Below are 18608 nucleotides of genomic sequence, written 5' to 3' on the forward strand. Positions count from 1 at the left end.
CTATTCCTCCAGTTCGAGACGGGTGATCCACTGGGCCACCAGCGCCGGTTTCTCTGCGTCTTCTACCTCGACAACCACGTCCCAGTGCACCATGGCAAGGCCCGGTGCCGGCCCTTCCTCGACCGAAGCGACCGCAAAGCGCCCGCGCACCCGCGCGCCCGTGTGCACGGGCGAGACGAAGCGGATCCGATCAAAGCCGTAGTTCACGCTGGCCTTCACCCCCGGCAGATCGGCCACCACCTGATAGGACATGGCCGACAGCATCGACAGGGTCAGGAAACCATGCGCCACCGTGCCCCCAAAGGCGGTTGTGGCGGCGCGGTCTTCGTCGAGATGGATGAACTGCCAGTCCTCGGTCGCATCGGCAAAGGCGCGGATTCGGGCGGCGTCCAACGTAAACCAGTCAGAGTTCGTCGCGGACAGGGCGCGCAGGCGATCAATCAGCATCGGGCAACTGGTATCCCTCGAACTGCTTGCGCAGTGTCAGTTTCGATACCTTCCCGGTCGCGGTCAGCGGCAGTTCCTGGACAAATTCCAACGCGTCGGGCAACTGCCATTTCGCGACCGACTCCAGCAGCAATTCGTGCAGTTCCTCAAGCGTCGGTTTTTCATCGCCCTTCGGCACCACGATCAAAAGCGGTCGCTCATCCCATTTGGGATGTGCCACGGCAATGACTGCGCAACTGGCCACCTTTGGACAGGCCATCACGATATTTTCAAGGTCGATCGAACTGATCCATTCGCCGCCTGACTTGATCAGATCCTTGGATCGATCCTGAATGCTCAGGAACCCATGGTCATTGATCGTCGCCACATCACCGGTGCCGAACCAGCCCTCTGAATCCAGCGCCTTATCGCTGGCTTCGGGGTTGTTGAAGTACCCCGACACGACGGTATTGCCACGCACGAACAGTTCACCCATCGCGGTGCCGTCATGTGGCAGCGGCGCGCCCTGTTCGTCGACGATCTTCATCTCGACCCCGAACAGGCGGCGCCCCTGCAGTGACTTCAGCCGCATCTGTTCGTCCCATGGCAGCGCCTTCATCGGTTCGGACAACTGACCATGAGTGCCGACGGGCGACATCTCGGTCATGCCCCAGGCGTGGCAGACGTCGATGCCATCTTTCTCGAACCCTTCGATCATGCTGCGTGGCGCGGCGGATCCGCCGACCATCACCTGCTCGAAACCCTTCGGCGGGCGTCCACGCTTTTCGATCTCGGCGCGCAGGCCCATCCAGACAGTCGGTACCCCCCAGGCAGAGGTCACGCCTTCGGCCTCCATCAGATCATAGAGCGATGCGCCGTCCAGCTTTGGACCCGGCATCACCAACGTGGCTCCAGCCAGTGGCGCCGCATAGGGCAGCCCCCAGGCATTCACATGGAACAGCGGCACGACCGGCAGGATCTTTGCGCCTTCCTTCAGGCTCTTGTTCAAAGTGATCGCGACGGTCATGGCGTGCATCACCGTGGAACGATGGGTATAAAGCGCGCCTTTGGGATGGCCGGTGGTGCCTGAGGTATAACAAAGCGCCGCCGCCGTCTGTTCATCCAGATGCGGCCAGTCGTAGGTATCTGGCTTGCCCGCCAGAATCTCTTCGTAGCAAAGCAGGTCCAAGCGACTGTCCGGCATATGCGCCCGATCGGTCAGCACCACGATTTTCAGGTTCCTTGGAAGGTGTTCGCTCAGGGCCTCAATCAGGGGGACAAAGGTCAGATCGACACAGAGCACCTTATCCTCGGCATGGCCAATGATATAAAGCATCTGTTCGGCGGACAGGCGCGGGTTGATGGTGTGACAGACGGCCCCCATACCCGAGACGCCATAGTAGATTTCGAAATGCCGGTAGCCGTTCCATGCCAGCGTCGCCACCCGATCCCCCCGCCCGATCCCCAGCGCGTCCAGCCCATGCGCCAGTTGCGCGCCACGGGCATAAGCCTCGGCATAGGTTTCGCGGTGAATGTCGCCTTCGGTTCGCACCGACACGATGCCCGCCCCCGGATGTGCGCCAGACGCGTACCGCAGGATCTCCATGATCGAAAGCGGCTGGTTCATCATCATTCCGTGCATCTGGCCCTCCCTTGCCTTCTGCTCTAGACCTTGCCCCACTGTGTGCAATCCAGCGCACCGGACGCAAGCACGATCTTCCGGTGACGTTCCGACGAGAGGCTGACCCCATGACCGACACCCTGACCCGCATCGCCTTGGCCCGCCGCCCCAAGGGTCTGCCCGAGCCCGAGGATTTTTCGTTCGAAACCTCTGCCCTCCCCGAGGTTTCTGTGGGGAACGTGTTGGTCGCCGTCACACATCTGTCGCTCGACCCGTACATGCGCGGCCGGATGGACGACGTGAAAAGCTATGCCCCCTCGGTAGAAATCGGCGGCACGATGACCGGACAGGGCGTGGGGCGGGTCATTGCGTCAAAGGCCGAAGGCTTCACCGAGGGTGACCTTGTGACCGGCATGACCGGCTGGACCAGCCATGCGGTACTTCCAGCGACCGAACTGCGCAAGCTTGATGACAGCCTGCCGCCTTCGACAGCGCTTGGGGTGTTGGGGATGCCGGGGTTTACCGGCTGGGTCGGACTAAAGGAATTTGGTCGCCCCAAGGCCGGGCAAACTTTGGTGGTTGGTGCAGCCACAGGGCCGGTCGGTTCAATGGTAGGTCAACTGGCCAAGGCCGCCGGGATGCGCACCGTGGCCGTTGCCGGTGGGCCAGAGAAGTGCAAGCTGGCGGTCGAGACCTATGGTTTTGACGCTGCCATCGATCATCGCGCCTACGCAGATGCGGGGGCTCTGCGCGCAGCGCTGGCCGAGGCCGCACCGGATGGGGTCGACATCTACTGGGAAAATGTTGGCGGCAAGCTGCTTGAAGCCGTGATACCGCTGATGAACGTCGGCGGGCGCATCCCGGTCTGCGGCATGATCGCGTGGTATACGGGGTTGGACGGCGACGGGTCGGACCGGCTGCCCGCACTCTGGCGCTCGGTGCTGGTCAAGCGGCTGTCGGTAAACGGTATGATTGTCTTTGACCACTGGGGCAGGTTCCCCGAGTTCGTGTCCGAGGTCACGCCGATGGTCGCAAACAAGCACATCGCTTACCTTGAAGACGTCGCCAAGGGTCTTGAAAACGCTCCCAAGGCCTTCATCTCGATGCTGCAGGGCGGCAATACCGGCAAGCAGATCGTGGCGCTCTGAACTCCTTCGGAGATAACCTCAAAACGGTGACGGAGGGTATGCCACCTTAAGGCGATAGACCGCGTCTGATCCGGAGTGATTGCGCCCGCGAGCGCCTTACTGAAACTCCTCTGCCTCCAGAGTCAGAGTCGGCGCGGTTGAGACCTTCAGGTCTTCGACAGTCAGCGGTCCCGTCGGCTTGGACAGACGGTTGCGCACCACCCAGATCAGGCGTTCCTGAGCGCGGGTGATCGCCACATAGGCCAGACGTTTCCACAAAGGCTGACCCGCTTCGACCCGTCCCATGCGCGCGGCAACGAACAGATCCGGGGCAAAAACCTGCACCGTATCCCACTGGCTGCCTTGCGCCTTGTGGATCGTCACCGCCGCGCCATGCAGGAACGTGGCCCCCATGCCGGCTGCGAAGGGGATAAAGGGCTCTTCTTCATCCGGCCTCTCGATCTTCACGATCGAAGCCGCCGACACCTGCGGGTCTTCGGCACCCATCACGTGTAATCTGGAAAATCCGGGTTTGCGCCCCGGTCCAAGGTAAATCACCTGCGCACCCTTGATCAGCCCGCGTGCCTCAAGATCCAACCGCTTCTTGCGGTGCTTGAGCGGCAGCTCCAACCCGTCGCAGATCAGCGGTTCGCCTGCCAGCAGTTCGGTATCCGGCGCGCCGTGCACCGCACGAAAGGCATTGATCAACCGAATGCGTGTATTGTTGCGCCAGACCAGAACAGGCGAGCGGGCCATCAGGTCCACCTCGACCCGCTGCCCCCAGACCACGCGGTCGTCCTGTTTGGACTTTTCCTCGACCATCCGTTCAAAATCGGAAAACTGCAAATCCGGATCGGCCAGCGCATGTGCGAGGTCCAGAATAGGGTTGTCTGCCTCTTGCCGGTGGATGCGGTGCAGCTCCATCTTCTGCTCTGGCTTCATTCCGTCAAAGACCATACCGCCGGGGGCGTTGACGGGGGCCAACTGCGCCGGGTCGCCGAACAGAAGAAGGGTGGGAAAAATTTCCTGAAGATCTTCAAACTGGCGCTCGTCCAGCATCGACGCTTCGTCGACAAAACCGATGTCCAGCGGCTCTTCGCGCCGTTTCCAGCCGGTGATGAAATCAGACCCCCGCAGACCCGCAGAGGCCAGAGCCGCCGGAACAGATTTGTGCCCCTGATACGAGTTGAACGCCCGGTCAAGCGCCTCATCGGTCAGTGCTTCGATCTCGGGCTTCTCACCATTGCCAGTCAGCCATTCGGCGATGCGTTCGTATTCAGGGTCATAGACCGGAGTATACAGGATACGGTGGATCGTCGTGGCCGGCACGCCGCGCATACGCAGAACACTCGCGGCCTTGTTTGTGGGGGCCAGAATGGCAAGGGTCCGCTTCTCCCGACGCTTTCGGCTCTCAAAGTCGCCCGATACGATGTCGAGTCCTGCTGACTCCAACGCCTTGTAAAGCTCAGCGAGCAGCAGCGTCTTTCCCGAACCAGCCTTGCCAATCAGGGCCATCGCCTGCGACTTGCCCTCTTTCGCGGGCAGGACATGTCCCTGGATCAGATCAACACCGGCCTCGCGCAGCAGTTCGGCCACGCGGTCATAGGCTTCGGCCTGATCTTCGGAAAAGGTAAGGGCTGGCAGGGTCATGGCGGGACTCTAGCGCGCCGCCCCACCCGGCGCCAGATCAGGCGGCGCGGTTTTTCCGCAGACGCGGTTCTTGGCCAAAGGCGTGTTCGAACCACATCCGCGACATGTCGGGCGAAATACCTGCGCGCGCGGCAACACGCGCTTGTGCTTCTGGCGAAAAATTCCAGAGGCCCACACTGATCCGGTCACGACCTTCGCCCTGGCTGCCCAGGATGTCCGGCGATGCGCCAATATGGCGATAGATCCGCACCATGCGGGCGTCGAACACGCCAACAAAGTGCTCTACTCCGAAACCTCGCAGGACCTCTCCGCCTGCCAGCATCAGCGCCGCAGCCGTCCCCGGCGCGGTGTCTCGGGCCAGACAGAAACGGGTGCATTCCCAGATAAGCGGGCTCTCGATGCGCACGCCGTCGGTCAGGTGAATAAAGTGGTCGTTGACCATCGTGCGGCCCACGGTCGGCAACAGCCGCATCGACCCGCCATGCCCGCCGCAGGGCTTTTCCCAGATGACATAAAGCGGGTTCTGATCATCATAGTCATCCCGCTCCTCACCGGCACGGTCTACGGCAACCTCCCAGCCAAGACGCTCCTTGAACTGGTCGGCGCGGTCAAGAAACATGCTGCGGGCAAGCTTTGGAAACTGGTGCAGTTGGTTTGCGTAAAGGTAACGGATCATGGTGTGGTGCTCCCTCGTTTTGATATGAGAGAGATTGCGACGGTGCGTTTAACGAAATGAAAAACGACCGTACGCTGGCCGTTGCGTCACACCACGATCACACCGCGCGCGATCGCCTTTGCCACTGCATGGGTGGTGTTGAGCGCCCCCAGCTTGTGTCGCGCGCTTTCGATATAGACGCGGAGGGTGTTCTCCGAAATCGACAGGGTCACGGCAACCTGTGCGCGGCTGTAACCTACCGCAATAAGTGTCATGGCATCAATCTCACGCGGTGAAAGCGCCTGCGCCGCCAATGGTGTTCGTCCGGGTTCTAGTTCAAGCGCCTTCTGGTTGAAGGCATGTGAGAGGATGATCAGATGCTGCCGGTGAGTTTCGGTGAAGTTTGCCCAATCTTCGTCCGAGCAATCATTGTTGACTGTAAAAAGGGCAAATTGTCCATTTGGGCCACGGATCGGTATAGAGAATCCCTGGTTGCCTACCCCGTATTCTATCGCTTCCTTCTGGAACGCGCGGGACGCTTTGCTTGACCAGTCCAGCCGCTTCCAGTCGACCGGGTGAAATTTCTGGTAACATCCTGCGACCACGGGATCGACACGGAGGTAAGCCTGCTCCACATATCGCGCGACCCACTCGGGTGAATAGGTGCCACAACCATATTGTTGTCCGCTGCTGCTGACCCAGTGATAGACGATGTGGGCTACATTATAGTGATCACGCAGCGCGACAGACGCCGTTTGAAGTCCCTCAAGCGCCTCAGCGCATTCCAACTGCTGCAGTATGCCGTCCAGCGACGGCGTCATTAGTGCCAATTCCACAGGCCATTCCTTTGGCATGCGACGCGATCTCGATCTGTGCGACCATCTGGGTGTCATCCAGGTGCTCGGCCAAGCTGGCAAAGCCATTGGAACGGGCGAAGGTCTTCAGATCGGTCAGAACGTCTATAATCCAGTCGTGTGCCATGTGGAGTCTCGCTTTCAAGTGATTAATGATCAGTTAAACAAAAGCTAGCACGGACGTTTGGCCGTTAATATTCACGAATTGCACCTCCCCTAAAATGGTGAGGGAGGTGATTTGAACCCCTTGTTATCAAAAGATGCGCGTCTAGCCGAAGCGAAACCGCCCGCCGAATCGGGGCGATTCGCGGGCGGAGTCATATGGATCGTGGCGTGAAATCCTACTTGCGCGCTTCCAGAGCGTCCTCAAGCGTGCGCAAACCGGTCTTCGGCGCCTGCACGAGGACGGCCATGTTGCCGGGCTTGTGTTCGTTGCGCAGCATCTTCATGTGAGCCTGCGGAATCTCGTCCCAAGGGAATACTTCGGACATGCAGGGATCTAGACGCCGCTCAATCATCAGCTTGTTGGCGGACGAAGCCTGCTTGAGGTTGGCAAAGTGCGAACCCTGCAACCGCTTCTGGTGCATCCACATGTAACGGACGTCAAATGTGCAGTTAAATCCGCTTGTACCGGCGCAGATTACAACCATGCCACCCTTTTTCACGACAAGGGTCGAGACGGGAAAGGTTGCCTCGCCCGGGTGCTCGAACACCATGTCGACGCTGACGCCTTTTCCCAGGATGTCCCAGATCGCCTTGCCGAACTTGCGCGCCTCTTTCAGCCAATCGTTGTATTCGGGCGTGTTGACCGTGGGCAGTTGGCCCCAGCAGTTGAATTCCTTGCGGTTGATCACGCCTTTGGCGCCCTGATCCATCACGAACTGACGCTTGCTTTCATCCGAAATCACGCCGATCGCATTGGCGCCCGCAGTGTTGGCCAGCTGGATAGCATAGGATCCAAGACCGCCAGACGCGCCCCAGACCAGCACGTTCTGGCCCGGCTTCAGTTCATGCGGCTCGTGACCGAACAGCATCCGGTAAGCTGTCGCGAGGGTAAGGGTATAGCAGGCAGACTCTTCCCATGTCAGGTGCTTGGGCCGCGTCATCAACTGCTGCGCCTGCACGCGGGTGAACTGTGCGAACGATCCATCATGGGTCTCGTAGCCCCAGATCCGCTGGCTGGGCGAGAACATCGGATCGCCGCCGTTGCACTCCTCGTCGTCGCCATCGTCTTGGTTGCAGTGGATCACGACCTCGTCACCCACCTTCCAGCGGGTGACTTTTTCGCCCACCTTCCAAACGATGCCCGACGCGTCAGAACCGGCGATGTGATAGGGCTGCTTGTGAACATCGAACGGGCTGATTGGCACGCCCAGACCGGCCCAAACTCCATTGTAGTTCACGCCGGCCGCCATCACGAGAACCAGTACCTCTTGGCTGTCGATTTCCCAGGTATCGACCACCTCGACCTGAAAGCTCTTGTCAGGTTCGCCGTGACGTTCCCGACGGATGGTCCAGGCGTACATTTTCTTGGGCACATACCCCATCGGCGGCATCTCACCCAATTCGTAAAGATCTTTTTCGGGTGCATCGTAGCTGGCGATGCCGGGGTGCGTGTCCAGAGCCATCTGGGGCCTCCATCCTGTTGTTAACTAATATCAGCATGCCGCAGCGCAGAATCGCGACATTTTCACCGGAAGTACCGCCCGACACGCAACATTGCAACAACATTAAGAATGTTTTTGTAACTTTATGACCGAGCAACCGCAGCATTTTGACTCCACCCGCAGTAATCCATCAGAAAAGATGCCGGATAGAGTTTGCATAGTATTCAAGAGCTGCGTTCTGGCCCGTCCGCGCTGAAAAGATACCGTCGCATTCTTCGATGATGCCCCGCGACAAGAGGCTGTTGAGGCCGTATTCCACTGCATACCCCCGGTTGCTGCGCGGCAGCTGCATGTGGTCAGCGCCAAGACCCTGACATATCCGAGAGACGTTTTGTTCGATCTGGACACGCGCCTGCGGTCCCTGTGTGCACAGCACATGCGCCACCATCGGCACGGGAAGTATTGGGACGACGCAGGCAATACGCCGCATGATCTCGGAGGCCAGCGCATCCGCATCGACCGCAAAGGCCGGGTTGTGGCGCAGTGACAGTGCCGGTCCAAAGTTTACGGCGGCATAGCCAAAGCCATCGAAGTTGCCCGTGAGGCGCCGCCAGAGCGTGCGTATGGCAAAGCCCGCAATGACGCTGATACGCGCGCGGAACCGTCGCGTTCCGGCTGCGTCGGCGGCCATCAGGATGCGGTCCTCAAGCACGCGGTCATAGTTCAGCGCCACGGGCACAAAGACGACATCCCGCGCCTCAAGGTCCGCGCCATCAAGAATATATTTCAGCAGACCCATCTTGGGCGGTGCAAGCGCGCCATCAAGGCTCAGACCACCCTCAGGGAACAGGGCCTGGGTCACGCCACCCTGGGTCGCCATCTGCACATAGCGCGCCAGCACACGGCGGTAGAGGGCATTGCGCGATCGCCGCCGTATGAAATACGCGCCCATCGCCTTGATCAGGAAGGACAGTGGCCAGACCCGCGCCCACTCGCCCACCGCATAAGACAGGGCCGAACGATTTGCCGCCAGATAAGTGACCAGCACATAATCCATATTCGAACGGTGGTTCATCACGAAGATCACTGTGGCTTCCGGATCAACCTCATTCGGTGACTGCCTTTCGTACTCGCCCACCCTCACCTTGTAGAGAGCATTGCTGAGCAGCCGGGCCAACCGGATCGCAATGCCGAAATAAGCTGTCGCGGAAAAGGACGGCACGATTTCACGCGCATAACCACGTGCTATTTCAAAAGCGACATCCTCGCGCACCTTGTTGGCGCGGGCGTGATCCACGATGGCCTGGGTGACTTCAGGATCATAGCACAACCGCTGGATCATGTCGCTGCGCCGCGCCAACTTGAATGGCTGGATGGGACGTTCAAGCCTTTTGTTTATTCGGGCCACCACCTTTTCAGCGCGGCGACGAAAGAACCAGCGGACGGAAGGGAACAGGAAATGCGACGCAAAGGTCACCGCCGCAAAGAGCAGGATCAGAACGAACAACCACAGTGGCAGGGACACGGTTGAAGACATGCACAATTGTTGGCAGGAACGGCGCGACGCGGCAAGGGTTCGGCTGTTTTTGGGCAATTGGGCCTCATAGCAAGCAAGGTAAATGTTTGGTCGGCAGACCTAGGCCTGAAACGGTCCGCAAGTGGCGCGCGACTTCCCTCACTCCGGGGGGAGCTTCGGTCGACCTTCCGCAATCGCCTGTCTGGGGTGATGCACGCTTTGATACGAAATGCGGGCCTTTCAGGTAAGTCCCCCAGCGCACAGTTCAAAATCCCTCCTCTTTCCGCCGCTGCGTGCTATATTGCAGTCGCAGCATGAACGTGCCGCAACGCAGCGAATTGACAGCGCCACAAAGTTTCCATTATGCACGTCCGAACGCAATAAAGTTTCCCCTCCGATTCACAGACTCTCTGTAACTGATACTGGTGGCCCATGACCGAGACGATCAAAGACAAGCCCTGGCTGATCCGCACTTATGCCGGACACTCCACCGCCAAGGCGTCCAACGCGCTTTACCGCGGCAACCTGGCCAAAGGGCAGACCGGCCTCTCGGTGGCCTTCGACCTGCCGACCCAGACTGGTTACGACAGCGATCACATCCTTGCCCGGGGCGAAGTTGGTAAGGTCGGTGTCCCGATTTGCCATCTTGGTGACATGCGCGCGCTGTTCGACGATATCCCGCTCGACAAGATGAACACTTCAATGACGATCAACGCGACCGCTCCTTGGTTGTTGGCGCTTTATATCGCTGTAGCCGAGGAACAGGGAGCGGACGTTTCAACCCTGCAGGGCACCGTGCAAAACGATCTGATCAAGGAGTATCTGTCCCGCGGCACCTATATCTGCCCGCCGAAACCGTCGCTCAAGATGATCGGGGACGTGGCCGAATACTGCTACACCAAGGTCCCGAAGTGGAACCCTATGAACGTCTGCTCTTACCACCTGCAAGAGGCAGGGGCGACGCCCGAGCAGGAACTGGCCTTTGCGCTTGCCACCGCGACGGCCGTTCTGGATGAGCTGAAACCGCGCGTGGCGGACGAGGATTTTCCCGCGCTTGCGGCTCGCATCTCTTTCTTCGTGAATGCGGGCATCCGTTTCGTGACCGAGATGTGCAAGATGCGCGCGTTTGTCGATCTCTGGGACGAATTGCTGCGCGACCGCTACGGCATCACGGATGCCCGGCATCGCCGTTTCCGCTATGGGGTGCAGGTGAACTCGCTCGGACTGACCGAACAGCAGCCGGAAAACAACGTCTACCGCATCCTGATCGAAATGCTGGCAGTGACGCTGTCCAAAAACGCCCGCGCCCGCGCCGTGCAGCTGCCCGCCTGGAACGAGGCCCTGGGCCTGCCGCGCCCGTGGGATCAGCAATGGTCGATGCGCATGCAGCAGATCATGGCATACGAAACGGACCTTCTTGAATTTGATGACCTCTTCGATGGCAATCCGGCGGTTGATCGCAAAGTTGAAATACTGAAAGAAGGTGCCCGGGCGGAGCTTGCCAACCTCGGTTCGATGGGCGGTGCGATCAACGCCATAGAATACATGAAGGGCCGTCTGGTCGACAGCAACGCCGAACGCATTGGCCGGATCGAGCGGAACGAAACGGTTGTTGTTGGCGTGAACCGCTTTACCGCGACCGAGCCATCACCCCTGATGGACGAGGACGGCGGCATCATGGTCGTCGACCCAGCGACCGAGCAGGAACAGATCGATCGACTGAGTGCGTGGAAAGCCGACCGCGACAACGCTGCCGTCGAGACGGCGCTAGCCCGACTTCGTGCCGCTGCGAAAGACGGGCTCAACATCATGGAGCCATCGATTGCCTGCGCCAAGGCGGGCGTGACGACAGGAGAGTGGGCAGCCCAGATGCGCGCGGTCTACGGCGAATACCGCGGGCCGACGGGCGTATCCAAATCACGTTCGAACAAGACCGAAGGGCTGGACGACATCCGTGATGCGGTAAACCTCGTCAGTGACCGGCTGGGTAAGCGGCTGCGCTTCCTTGTCGGCAAGCCGGGGCTCGATGGCCATTCCAACGGCGCCGAACAGATTGCCTTTCGGGCGCGCGATTGCGGGATGGAGATAGACTACGAAGGCATTCGCCTGACGCCAGAAGAAATCGTGCGTGCGGCTGGAAACGGTGCCCATGTGGTGGGCCTATCCATTCTGTCAGGCAGCCATATCCCACTAGTCCAGGATATGATGCAACTGATGAAAGAGGCAGGACTGAGCCATATACCCGTGATTGTGGGCGGAATCATTCCCGACGAAGATGCCAAAAAGCTCTCTGCTATGGGAGTCGCCAAAGTCTATACTCCGAAAGACTTTGAATTGAACACTATCATGAAAGATATTGTAACCCTAGTTGACCTTAGGGCAGTTGCCGCTGAATAAGCTAATTTTCGGAAACCGATTTCAGAACAGCCCGGTCAACCAAAAGGCGCGCGATCATTCACGAGTTGCTGCAGGATAATCACACCTGACACAAAAACGTGTCTTGCGATTTATTCATCTTTTTCAAATAAGCAGTGTCTTACAGGAGGCTTGAATGCAAATAAATCTGGACACTCTTTCCAAAGACGAACTTCAAAAACTGAAATCAGATGTCGACAAGGCGTTGAAGAGCATCGACTCCCGTCGCAAAGCGGAAGCCAAGAAAGCGGCTGAACACGCCGCGAAAGAATATGGATTTTCGCTAGATGAGCTGCTGGGCGGCACAGTTAAAGGATCCAAAAGCGCGCCAAAATACGCCAATCCCGCTGATGCCAGCCAAACCTGGACAGGTCGCGGACGCAAACCCAACTGGGTAATTGCGGCATTGGGCGCTGGCCAATCTCTGGACGATATGAAGATCTGATACAGTGACCATCCATATTGGCGCTAAGCCGGGCCAGATAGCCGAAACGGTTCTGCTGCCCGGCGATCCTTATCGCGCAAAATGGGCGGCTGAAACTTTTCTCGACGGCCCTGAATTGGTTAACGATGTTCGCGGAATGCTGGGGTATACCGGTTCCTGGCACGGACATCCTGTTACCATTCAGGGTTCGGGAATGGGTATGCCGTCTCTTTCCATCTATGCAAACGAACTGATCCGGGATTTCGGCGCAAAGACACTGATCCGCATCGGGTCATGTGGCGGGATGCAAGATCGGGTAAAAATCCGCGATGTGATCATCGCGATGACCGCCAGCTCACTCTCAACCCCGTCGCGCGGCATCTTCCGTGAACTCAACTTTGCGCCCTGCGCGGACTGGTCGCTCCTGCAATCCGCAGTTCTGGCTGCCGAGGCGCGCGGCGTTCCGACACATGTGGGCGGGATCTACTCGGCGGATGTGTTCTATGACGAACGTCCGGATCTGAACGAACAGATGATCCGTCACGGCATTCTCGGGGTCGAGATGGAAGCCGCCGAGCTATATAATCTCGCTGCGCGCTATGGCGTGCGTGCGCTGGCAGTGCTGACAGTGTCCGACCATCTGATCACAAACGAGGCGCTGCCCGCTGAAGACCGCGAAAAGAGCTTTGGCGATATGGTCGAGATCGCACTTGAGGCTGCGTTCGCCTGAAACATGTATGGCTCCGGCCCTTTCGGGGGCCGGGGGCTACCTTCCGTGGCTGCGATCATATCCACTGGCGACGGGCGATTTCCAGCCATCCGGCGCTGCCTCTTCCGGCGCGAGTATGTCGACCATCAGTGGATGGCAGGCCGCAGTGTCGCTGGAATGTTCGGCGGAACAATCGCCACCCGGGCACGCACTAAGCGCACCCAAAAGGTCAATCTCAGCAAAGAATGTCAAATGATCACCGGGACGCACCGGGCTGGCCTTCATGAAATACCGACCGGTGTCCCGCGTGAAACCAGTACACATGAATACGTTCAACACATCATGGACATGTAGTTCTGCCTCGGTCAATGACACACCGAGATGATCCGCCAAAGCGCGGGTCAGGTTCGAATGGCAGCAGTGGTGATACTGTTCGCCGTTCAGCAGGTAAGCGGAATACGGATCACACCGCGTCCCAATGACGTCATGCACAGCGCCTCCAAAGCCGTCGATGCCATACCAATCAAGACTGTCCTCCAGAATGGTTGCCAAGGGCCGCATGTGCGGAAAAGTGGACCAGAGCCGATCTCCAGTGCTGATATGGCTGCCATGCAAGGCGCGTGTCTTTCCCGAATAGAACCGTTCAGACAGATCGGCGGCATTCCAGAGATTCAAATCCCCAACCTGAGGCCCATCGATACAACGAATGCGGAATATTTGCCCTGCGGGAACATAGAAAACGGCTGCATCACGGGCTGGGACCAGCACTTCGGATACTTTCCGCGCTCCAGCCAGAGCGCTTGCATACAAAGCCATGTCCGGCTGCGCCAACGTCTCGGTGGGATAGCAAATTACCGGCGCAACTGCGCGGCGGGCTTCGGCGTCGGTGGGCTCTGACATGTCGATCTCCTTACACCACATGTGAACGCTACCAGCGCAAGGGGCAACCCACGTGACGGGGAGTTCACTGGCTGTTTTCTGAAGTTTGGCGCAGGCAGGTCTTAGGCGCCTGCCCCGGCAGACCAGACGTCTTGGCCCCACAGTATATACAGCTATAGGCGGCCTGCCCCTTGCTCCGGTTCTCGCGCCAGCGACACAGCCGCGTCTTACGATTCGAGAAGAGTGCGATCAGGACAAAGGCGACCACCAACCCGGCAACGATAATCATGCCGTGCCCACGTACAGGCTGAAACAAATATACAGACTCATGATGTCACAATACGACGCTTTCAAAGCATGCGCCAACCTCGCAGGTGCCTTTTTTCAGCAACGGCGGTAATTGTTACCTCAGGCTGCGTCGAAATAGGGGACGTATCCAGCGGCATCTTCAGATCCTGCTTGATGTACCGGCGCGGACGTTGGTTGAAAATACTCATATGCCTGATCCAGCGCATCAAGCGCCTGATTGGAACAACGGGCCGGAAGGTGTGCGATCTTGTCGGTCATGATACTGACTTTCTCTTTGGCTATGCGCCTCCCATGCCCGTGAGATAAGCTTACAACCCCGTGGCGTCACCGGCCGTTCGCGCATCCTCGCCATGCATTCGCGTCATGGCCTAGACAAAGGGCCACCCAAAGGCGGCCCCTGTATTACCCGGCACGGGACCTGGTTTTCCAACCGCGCTTATCAGACTGTGCGTTCCACCATCAGCTTCTTGATCTCCGCAATTGCCTTGGCCGGGTTAAGTCCCTTGGGGCAGGTCTTGGCACAGTTCATGATCGTGTGACAGCGATACAGCTTGAAAGGATCCTCAAGTTCATCCAGCCGTTCGCCGGTCGCCTCGTCCCGAGAATCGATGATCCAGCGGTAGGCGTGGAGCAATGCAGCCGGCCCAAGATACCGATCGCCATTCCACCAATAGCTCGGGCAAGATGTCGAACAGCAAGCGCACATCACGCACTCATAGAGCCCGTCGAGCTTTTCCCGGCTCTCGATCGATTGTTTCCACTCCTTGGCGGGGCGGTTGGTCTTGGTCTCCAGCCAAGGCATGATACTGGCATGCTGGGCATAGAAGTGGGTCAGATCGGGGATCAAATCCTTGACCACGGGCATGTGCGGCAGTGGATAGATTGCCACGTCGCCTTTCACCTCGTCCATGCCATAAATACAGGCCAGCGTGTTGATGCCGCCGATGTTCATGGCACAGGATCCGCAGATGCCTTCGCGGCAGGAGCGGCGGAAGGTCAGTGTCGGGTCGATCTCGTTCTTGATCTTGATCAGCGCGTCCAAAATCATCGGGCCGCAGGTGTCCATATCCACAAAATAGGTGTCAACTTGCGGGTTTTTGCCATCATCCGGATTCCAGCGGTAGATCTTGAACTTGCGGACGTTTTTGGCACCCTCAGGCTTGGGCCAGGTCTTGCCCGTCTGGATCCGGGAATTCTTGGGGAGTGTCAGTTCAACCATGTCTCTCTCCTATCGCAACAGCGCGGGCAGGCCCTCGGCCGCCAGACAACGCAGGGTCTCGGGTTTCTGCAGGATGCCGCTGACGACCTGATAGGTCGATTCCGTCGGCCCGGTGACGGAATCCGCAGCCAGCGCCAAAATCTGCTGTGAATTAGCGTTATTGATCACGCAATCAACCGCAGGCTGGAGCGGAACTCCCGGCAGACGCTGGGCCAATATCTTCGATGTCGTCGATCGTGCCGCGCCGCGAGCCAACTGGTCCTGCGACTCGGCGGTGCAGGCAATCAGCATCAGCGGCAACAGGACCAAAAGGACCAACCGGCGCACGAAAGCCATCATCAGAATGTCCGCTCTTTCGGCGCGATCTTCTTTAGAGAAATGCCACCCTCAGCTTCTGTGCTCAGCGGATCGGTGATGACCGGGCGGTGGGTCAGCGTAACCTTTGCGCCCTCGACCCGGCTGATCGTGTGCACACGCCAGTTTTCGTCATCCCGTGTGGAATAATCCTCATGCGCATGAGCGCCGCGGCTTTCCTTGCGTGCCTCGGCACCAACGATGGTGGCCAGCGCGTTTGGCATGAGGTTGGTCAGCTCCAACGTTTCCATCAAATCCGAGTTCCAGACCAGTGAGCGGTCGGTGACCTTGATGTCGTCCATCTTGCCGGCAATCGCGGTCATTTCCTTGACCCCGTGCGAGAGTGTCTCGGATTCGCGGAACACGGCCGCATCACGCTGCATGGTTTTCTGCATCTCGAGCCGCAGGTCAGCGGTGCTAATGGTACCTTTGGCGTTACGCAGCCCGTCGAACCGGTCGAACGCCTTTTCGACGCTTGCGGTGTTCGTCGAAGGAACTGCGGCGTCGCGGTCCACGACCTTGCCAGCACGGATCGCGGCGGCGCGGCCAAAGACAACAAGGTCAATCAGAGAGTTAGACCCAAGCCGATTGGCACCGTGCACCGAAGCACAGCCCGCCTCGCCCACAGCCATCAGGCCTGGGACAACGGCATTGGCATCGTCCGCGGTAGGATTCAACACCTCACCCCAATAGTTCGTCGGGATGCCGCCCATGTTGTAATGCACCGTCGGGATGACCGGGATCGGTTCCTTGGTCACGTCGACACCAGCAAAAATGCGCGCGGATTCAGAAATGCCAGGCAGGCGCAGATGCAGCGCCTCTTTGGGCAGGTGGCTCAGGTTCAGGTGGATGTGATCACCTTCCTTGCCGACGCCACGACCCTCGCGGATTTCCATCGTCATGCAGCGGCTAACATAATCGCGGGGGGCAAGGTCCTTGTAGTTGGGCGCGTAGCGCTCCATGAACCTTTCGCCTTCAGAGTTGGTGAGGTAGCCGCCCTCGCCCCGGGCACCTTCGGTGATCAGGCAGCCAGCGCCGTAGATGCCGGTTGGGTGGAACTGGACGAACTCCATGTCCTGCAGCGGCAGACCCGCACGCGCCACCATGCCGCCGCCATCGCCGGTGCAGGTGTGCGCAGAGGTCGCGCTGAAGTAAGCCCGGCCATAACCACCGGTCGCCAGCACGACAGTCTTGGCGTTAAAGACATGCATCGTGCCGTCGTCCAACTTCCAGCAGACGACACCGGTGCAGGCACCGTCCGTCATTATCAGATCGATGGCGAAATATTCGATGTAGAATTCAGCGTTGTTCTTCAGCGACTGGCCATACAGCGTGTGCAGAATCGCGTGGCCGGTCCGGTCGGCGGCGGCACAGGTGCGCTGCACCGCTGGGCCTTCGCCGAATTCGGTCGTGTGACCGCCGAACGGACGTTGGTAGATCTTGCCCTCTTCGGTGCGCGAAAACGGCACACCGTAATGCTCAAGCTCGTAAACTGCCTTGGGTGCCTCGCGGGCGAGGTATTCCATAGCGTCCGTGTCACCCAGCCAGTCCGATCCTTTGACAGTATCATACATATGCCACTGCCAGTGGTCCGGGCCCATGTTGGACAGCGATGCGGCGATGCCGCCCTGTGCGGCGACGGTGTGCGAACGGGTCGGGAAAACCTTGGTCACACAGGCCGTGCGCAGCCCCTGCTCGGCCATGCCGAGGGTCGCGCGAAGACCTGCGCCGCCGGCGCCAACAACCACGACGTCATAATCATGCGTCTCGTATTCGTATGCAGCCATTTATCTGTTGCTCCGGTGTGCGTTCAAAGGGCCAGCTTGGCGATGGCGAAGAGGCCTGTCGCCGCGGCGCCGTAGGATAGGATTGTCATGCCGATGATGCAGACCTTGCCCATCGGACCATGGACGTAATCCTCGATCATCGTCTGGAAGCCGCCGTTGAAGTGTTTGAAGGACACCACGATGGTCAGAGCCGCAACAATCGCCGGGAAGGGGCGGGAATAGTAGGCAGTCACCTCTTCGTAGGAGGATCCCAGAATGCAGCCGAAGGTAAAGATGAACAGCGGGATCAGGATCAGCAGTGCCACGGCGGATACGGTCATGGACCAGAAGTGATGTGTGCCAGACTTGGCGGAACCCCAGCCCACGGCGCGCTTGCGGTCGGTCAGAAAAGCCATGTTGCGCTCCTTCAGATAATGATGACGGTAAGGATTGTCAGGATCACCGATCCCCCGATCACTGCGTAGCCAAGCTTGTACGCGGTATCGAGGTCGAGTCCCTTGGCCTGGTCCCAGATAAGGTGCCGCACACCTGCAAGCGTGTGATACCACATCGCCCAGAGAGACAGAAACAGGACCAGATCACCGAACCAGCTGGTCAGCAACGCATCCGCCGTAGCAAATGACTCTGCCCCCGTCGCGGCGGCCAGAAGCCACCAGACAATCAGGAACATCGCAACGATCAATGCGTTGCCCGTGATCCGGGTCAGGATCGACGTCATAGACGTCAGCTGTGGGGCATAGATGGTAAGGTGCGGTGACAGCGGGCGGTTGCCCCGGTTCACGTCGGCCATGTGTCTGTCCTTTTCGGTTCCTTACAAGCGTTCTAACCTATTTTATCGTCCTGTCACGAGACGTGCCGCCGCAGGAGAAGGTTTTTTCCAACAAATGCTGCAAATGCGATACTTTTGTGATCACACCATTAATCGTGTGATCACAAAAGTAGAGGCATCGACATCCGAACCGGAATCACATCCCCACGAACCCCTTTCTGGTAAGAACGACAAGATCAGGGCGAGCCCTGCGTCACGATAGCTCCCCGACACCACACCGACAAAGG

The 18608-nt window shown here is 58.9% G+C and carries 19 protein-coding genes; 4 read left to right on the top strand and 15 right to left on the bottom strand.

The window, feature by feature from the left end; translation table 11 throughout:
* Together CHB75_RS08305 and CHB75_RS08310 are read right to left on the bottom strand one after the other, a co-directional pair.
* On the bottom strand, positions 1-447 hold the full coding sequence (locus CHB75_RS08305) for a MaoC family dehydratase (RefSeq protein WP_089270072.1): 447 nt from the start codon (positions 445-447) through the stop codon (positions 1-3).
* Entirely contained in the window at positions 437-2068 is a 1632-nt protein-coding gene (locus CHB75_RS08310; protein WP_089270073.1) for a long-chain-fatty-acid--CoA ligase, read from the bottom strand. Before CHB75_RS08310 ends, CHB75_RS08305 begins: the two co-directional genes overlap by 11 nt.
* Before the next feature lie 107 nt (positions 2069-2175).
* Here CHB75_RS08310 and CHB75_RS08315 point away from each other — a divergent pair, with 107 nt between their 5' ends.
* Positions 2176-3195 carry an NADP-dependent oxidoreductase gene (locus CHB75_RS08315; protein ID WP_089270074.1) on the top strand — a complete coding sequence of 340 codons (1020 nt, stop codon included), beginning with the start codon at positions 2176-2178 and terminating at the stop codon, positions 3193-3195.
* A 96-nt stretch (positions 3196-3291) separates the two neighbouring features.
* On the opposite strand, the gene CHB75_RS08320 is transcribed toward CHB75_RS08315, so the two are convergent.
* The 6 genes from CHB75_RS08320 to CHB75_RS08345 all read right to left on the bottom strand — a co-directional run bounded on the left by CHB75_RS08320 (position 3292) and on the right by CHB75_RS08345 (position 9477).
* Positions 3292-4824, bottom strand: a complete 1533-nt coding sequence (locus CHB75_RS08320) for an ATP-dependent DNA helicase (RefSeq protein ID WP_089270075.1) — start codon at positions 4822-4824, stop codon at positions 3292-3294.
* 37 nt (positions 4825-4861) lie between these two features.
* Positions 4862-5500: an acyl-homoserine-lactone synthase gene (locus tag CHB75_RS08325; RefSeq protein ID WP_089270076.1), complete on the bottom strand. Its 639-nt coding sequence runs from the start codon at positions 5498-5500 to the stop codon at positions 4862-4864.
* Between the two features lie 86 nt (positions 5501-5586).
* Complete coding sequence (locus CHB75_RS08330) at positions 5587-6300, bottom strand: helix-turn-helix transcriptional regulator (protein ID WP_089270077.1); 714 nt, start codon at positions 6298-6300, stop codon at positions 5587-5589.
* A complete protein-coding gene (locus CHB75_RS08335) occupies positions 6254-6460 on the bottom strand; it encodes a hypothetical protein (RefSeq protein ID WP_089270078.1) in 207 nt (68 codons plus the stop codon). The genes CHB75_RS08330 and CHB75_RS08335 overlap by 47 nt, the downstream gene beginning before the upstream one ends.
* A 214-nt stretch (positions 6461-6674) precedes the next feature.
* Positions 6675-7961: a crotonyl-CoA carboxylase/reductase gene (gene ccrA, locus CHB75_RS08340; protein WP_089270079.1), complete on the bottom strand. Its 1287-nt coding sequence runs from the start codon at positions 7959-7961 to the stop codon at positions 6675-6677.
* Positions 7962-8130: 169 nt separating this feature from the next.
* Positions 8131-9477 (bottom strand): 1-acyl-sn-glycerol-3-phosphate acyltransferase, encoded by a 1347-nt coding sequence (locus CHB75_RS08345; RefSeq protein WP_089270080.1) that lies wholly within the window; start codon positions 9475-9477, stop codon positions 8131-8133.
* 411 nt (positions 9478-9888) lie between these two features.
* Between CHB75_RS08345 and CHB75_RS08350 the strand changes: the two genes are divergently transcribed.
* From CHB75_RS08350 to deoD, 3 genes are all read left to right on the top strand, one after another.
* Positions 9889-11853: a protein meaA gene (locus CHB75_RS08350; protein WP_089270081.1), complete on the top strand. Its 1965-nt coding sequence runs from the start codon at positions 9889-9891 to the stop codon at positions 11851-11853.
* A 154-nt stretch (positions 11854-12007) separates the two neighbouring features.
* Positions 12008-12316, top strand: coding sequence for an H-NS histone family protein (locus tag CHB75_RS08355; RefSeq protein WP_089270082.1), 309 nt, complete (start codon positions 12008-12010; stop codon positions 12314-12316).
* A 4-nt stretch (positions 12317-12320) separates the two neighbouring features.
* On the top strand, positions 12321-13025 hold the full coding sequence (gene deoD / locus CHB75_RS08360) for a purine-nucleoside phosphorylase (protein WP_089270083.1): 705 nt from the start codon (positions 12321-12323) through the stop codon (positions 13023-13025).
* Between the two features lie 36 nt (positions 13026-13061).
* Here the strand turns inward: deoD and CHB75_RS08365 are convergent, their stop codons facing one another.
* From CHB75_RS08365 to sdhC, 7 genes are all read right to left on the bottom strand, one after another.
* Positions 13062-13904 carry an urea carboxylase-associated family protein gene (locus CHB75_RS08365; RefSeq protein WP_089270084.1) on the bottom strand — a complete coding sequence of 281 codons (843 nt, stop codon included), beginning with the start codon at positions 13902-13904 and terminating at the stop codon, positions 13062-13064.
* Positions 13905-14291: 387 nt separating this feature from the next.
* Positions 14292-14450, bottom strand: coding sequence for a hypothetical protein (locus tag CHB75_RS21640; protein ID WP_176439091.1), 159 nt, complete (start codon positions 14448-14450; stop codon positions 14292-14294).
* 181 nt (positions 14451-14631) lie between these two features.
* Positions 14632-15411, bottom strand: a complete 780-nt coding sequence (locus CHB75_RS08375) for a succinate dehydrogenase iron-sulfur subunit (RefSeq protein WP_089270085.1) — start codon at positions 15409-15411, stop codon at positions 14632-14634.
* Positions 15412-15420: 9 nt separating this feature from the next.
* The gene (locus tag CHB75_RS08380) at positions 15421-15750 is read right to left on the bottom strand and encodes a hypothetical protein (protein WP_245840823.1); all 330 of its coding nucleotides are present in this window, start codon (positions 15748-15750) and stop codon (positions 15421-15423) included.
* Positions 15750-17552 (bottom strand): succinate dehydrogenase flavoprotein subunit, encoded by a 1803-nt coding sequence (gene sdhA / locus CHB75_RS08385; protein WP_089270086.1) that lies wholly within the window; start codon positions 17550-17552, stop codon positions 15750-15752. Before sdhA ends, CHB75_RS08380 begins: the two co-directional genes overlap by 1 nt.
* Before the next feature lie 23 nt (positions 17553-17575).
* Positions 17576-17947, bottom strand: coding sequence for a succinate dehydrogenase, hydrophobic membrane anchor protein (sdhD, locus tag CHB75_RS08390; protein ID WP_089270087.1), 372 nt, complete (start codon positions 17945-17947; stop codon positions 17576-17578).
* 11 nt (positions 17948-17958) lie between these two features.
* Complete coding sequence (gene sdhC, locus CHB75_RS08395) at positions 17959-18342, bottom strand: succinate dehydrogenase, cytochrome b556 subunit (RefSeq protein ID WP_089270088.1); 384 nt, start codon at positions 18340-18342, stop codon at positions 17959-17961.
* Positions 18343-18608 lie beyond the last annotated feature (266 nt).

It is taken from the genome of Puniceibacterium sediminis, from assembly GCF_900188035.1.
In the GTDB taxonomy this organism is placed as follows: Bacteria; Pseudomonadota; Alphaproteobacteria; order Rhodobacterales; family Rhodobacteraceae; genus Puniceibacterium; species Puniceibacterium sediminis.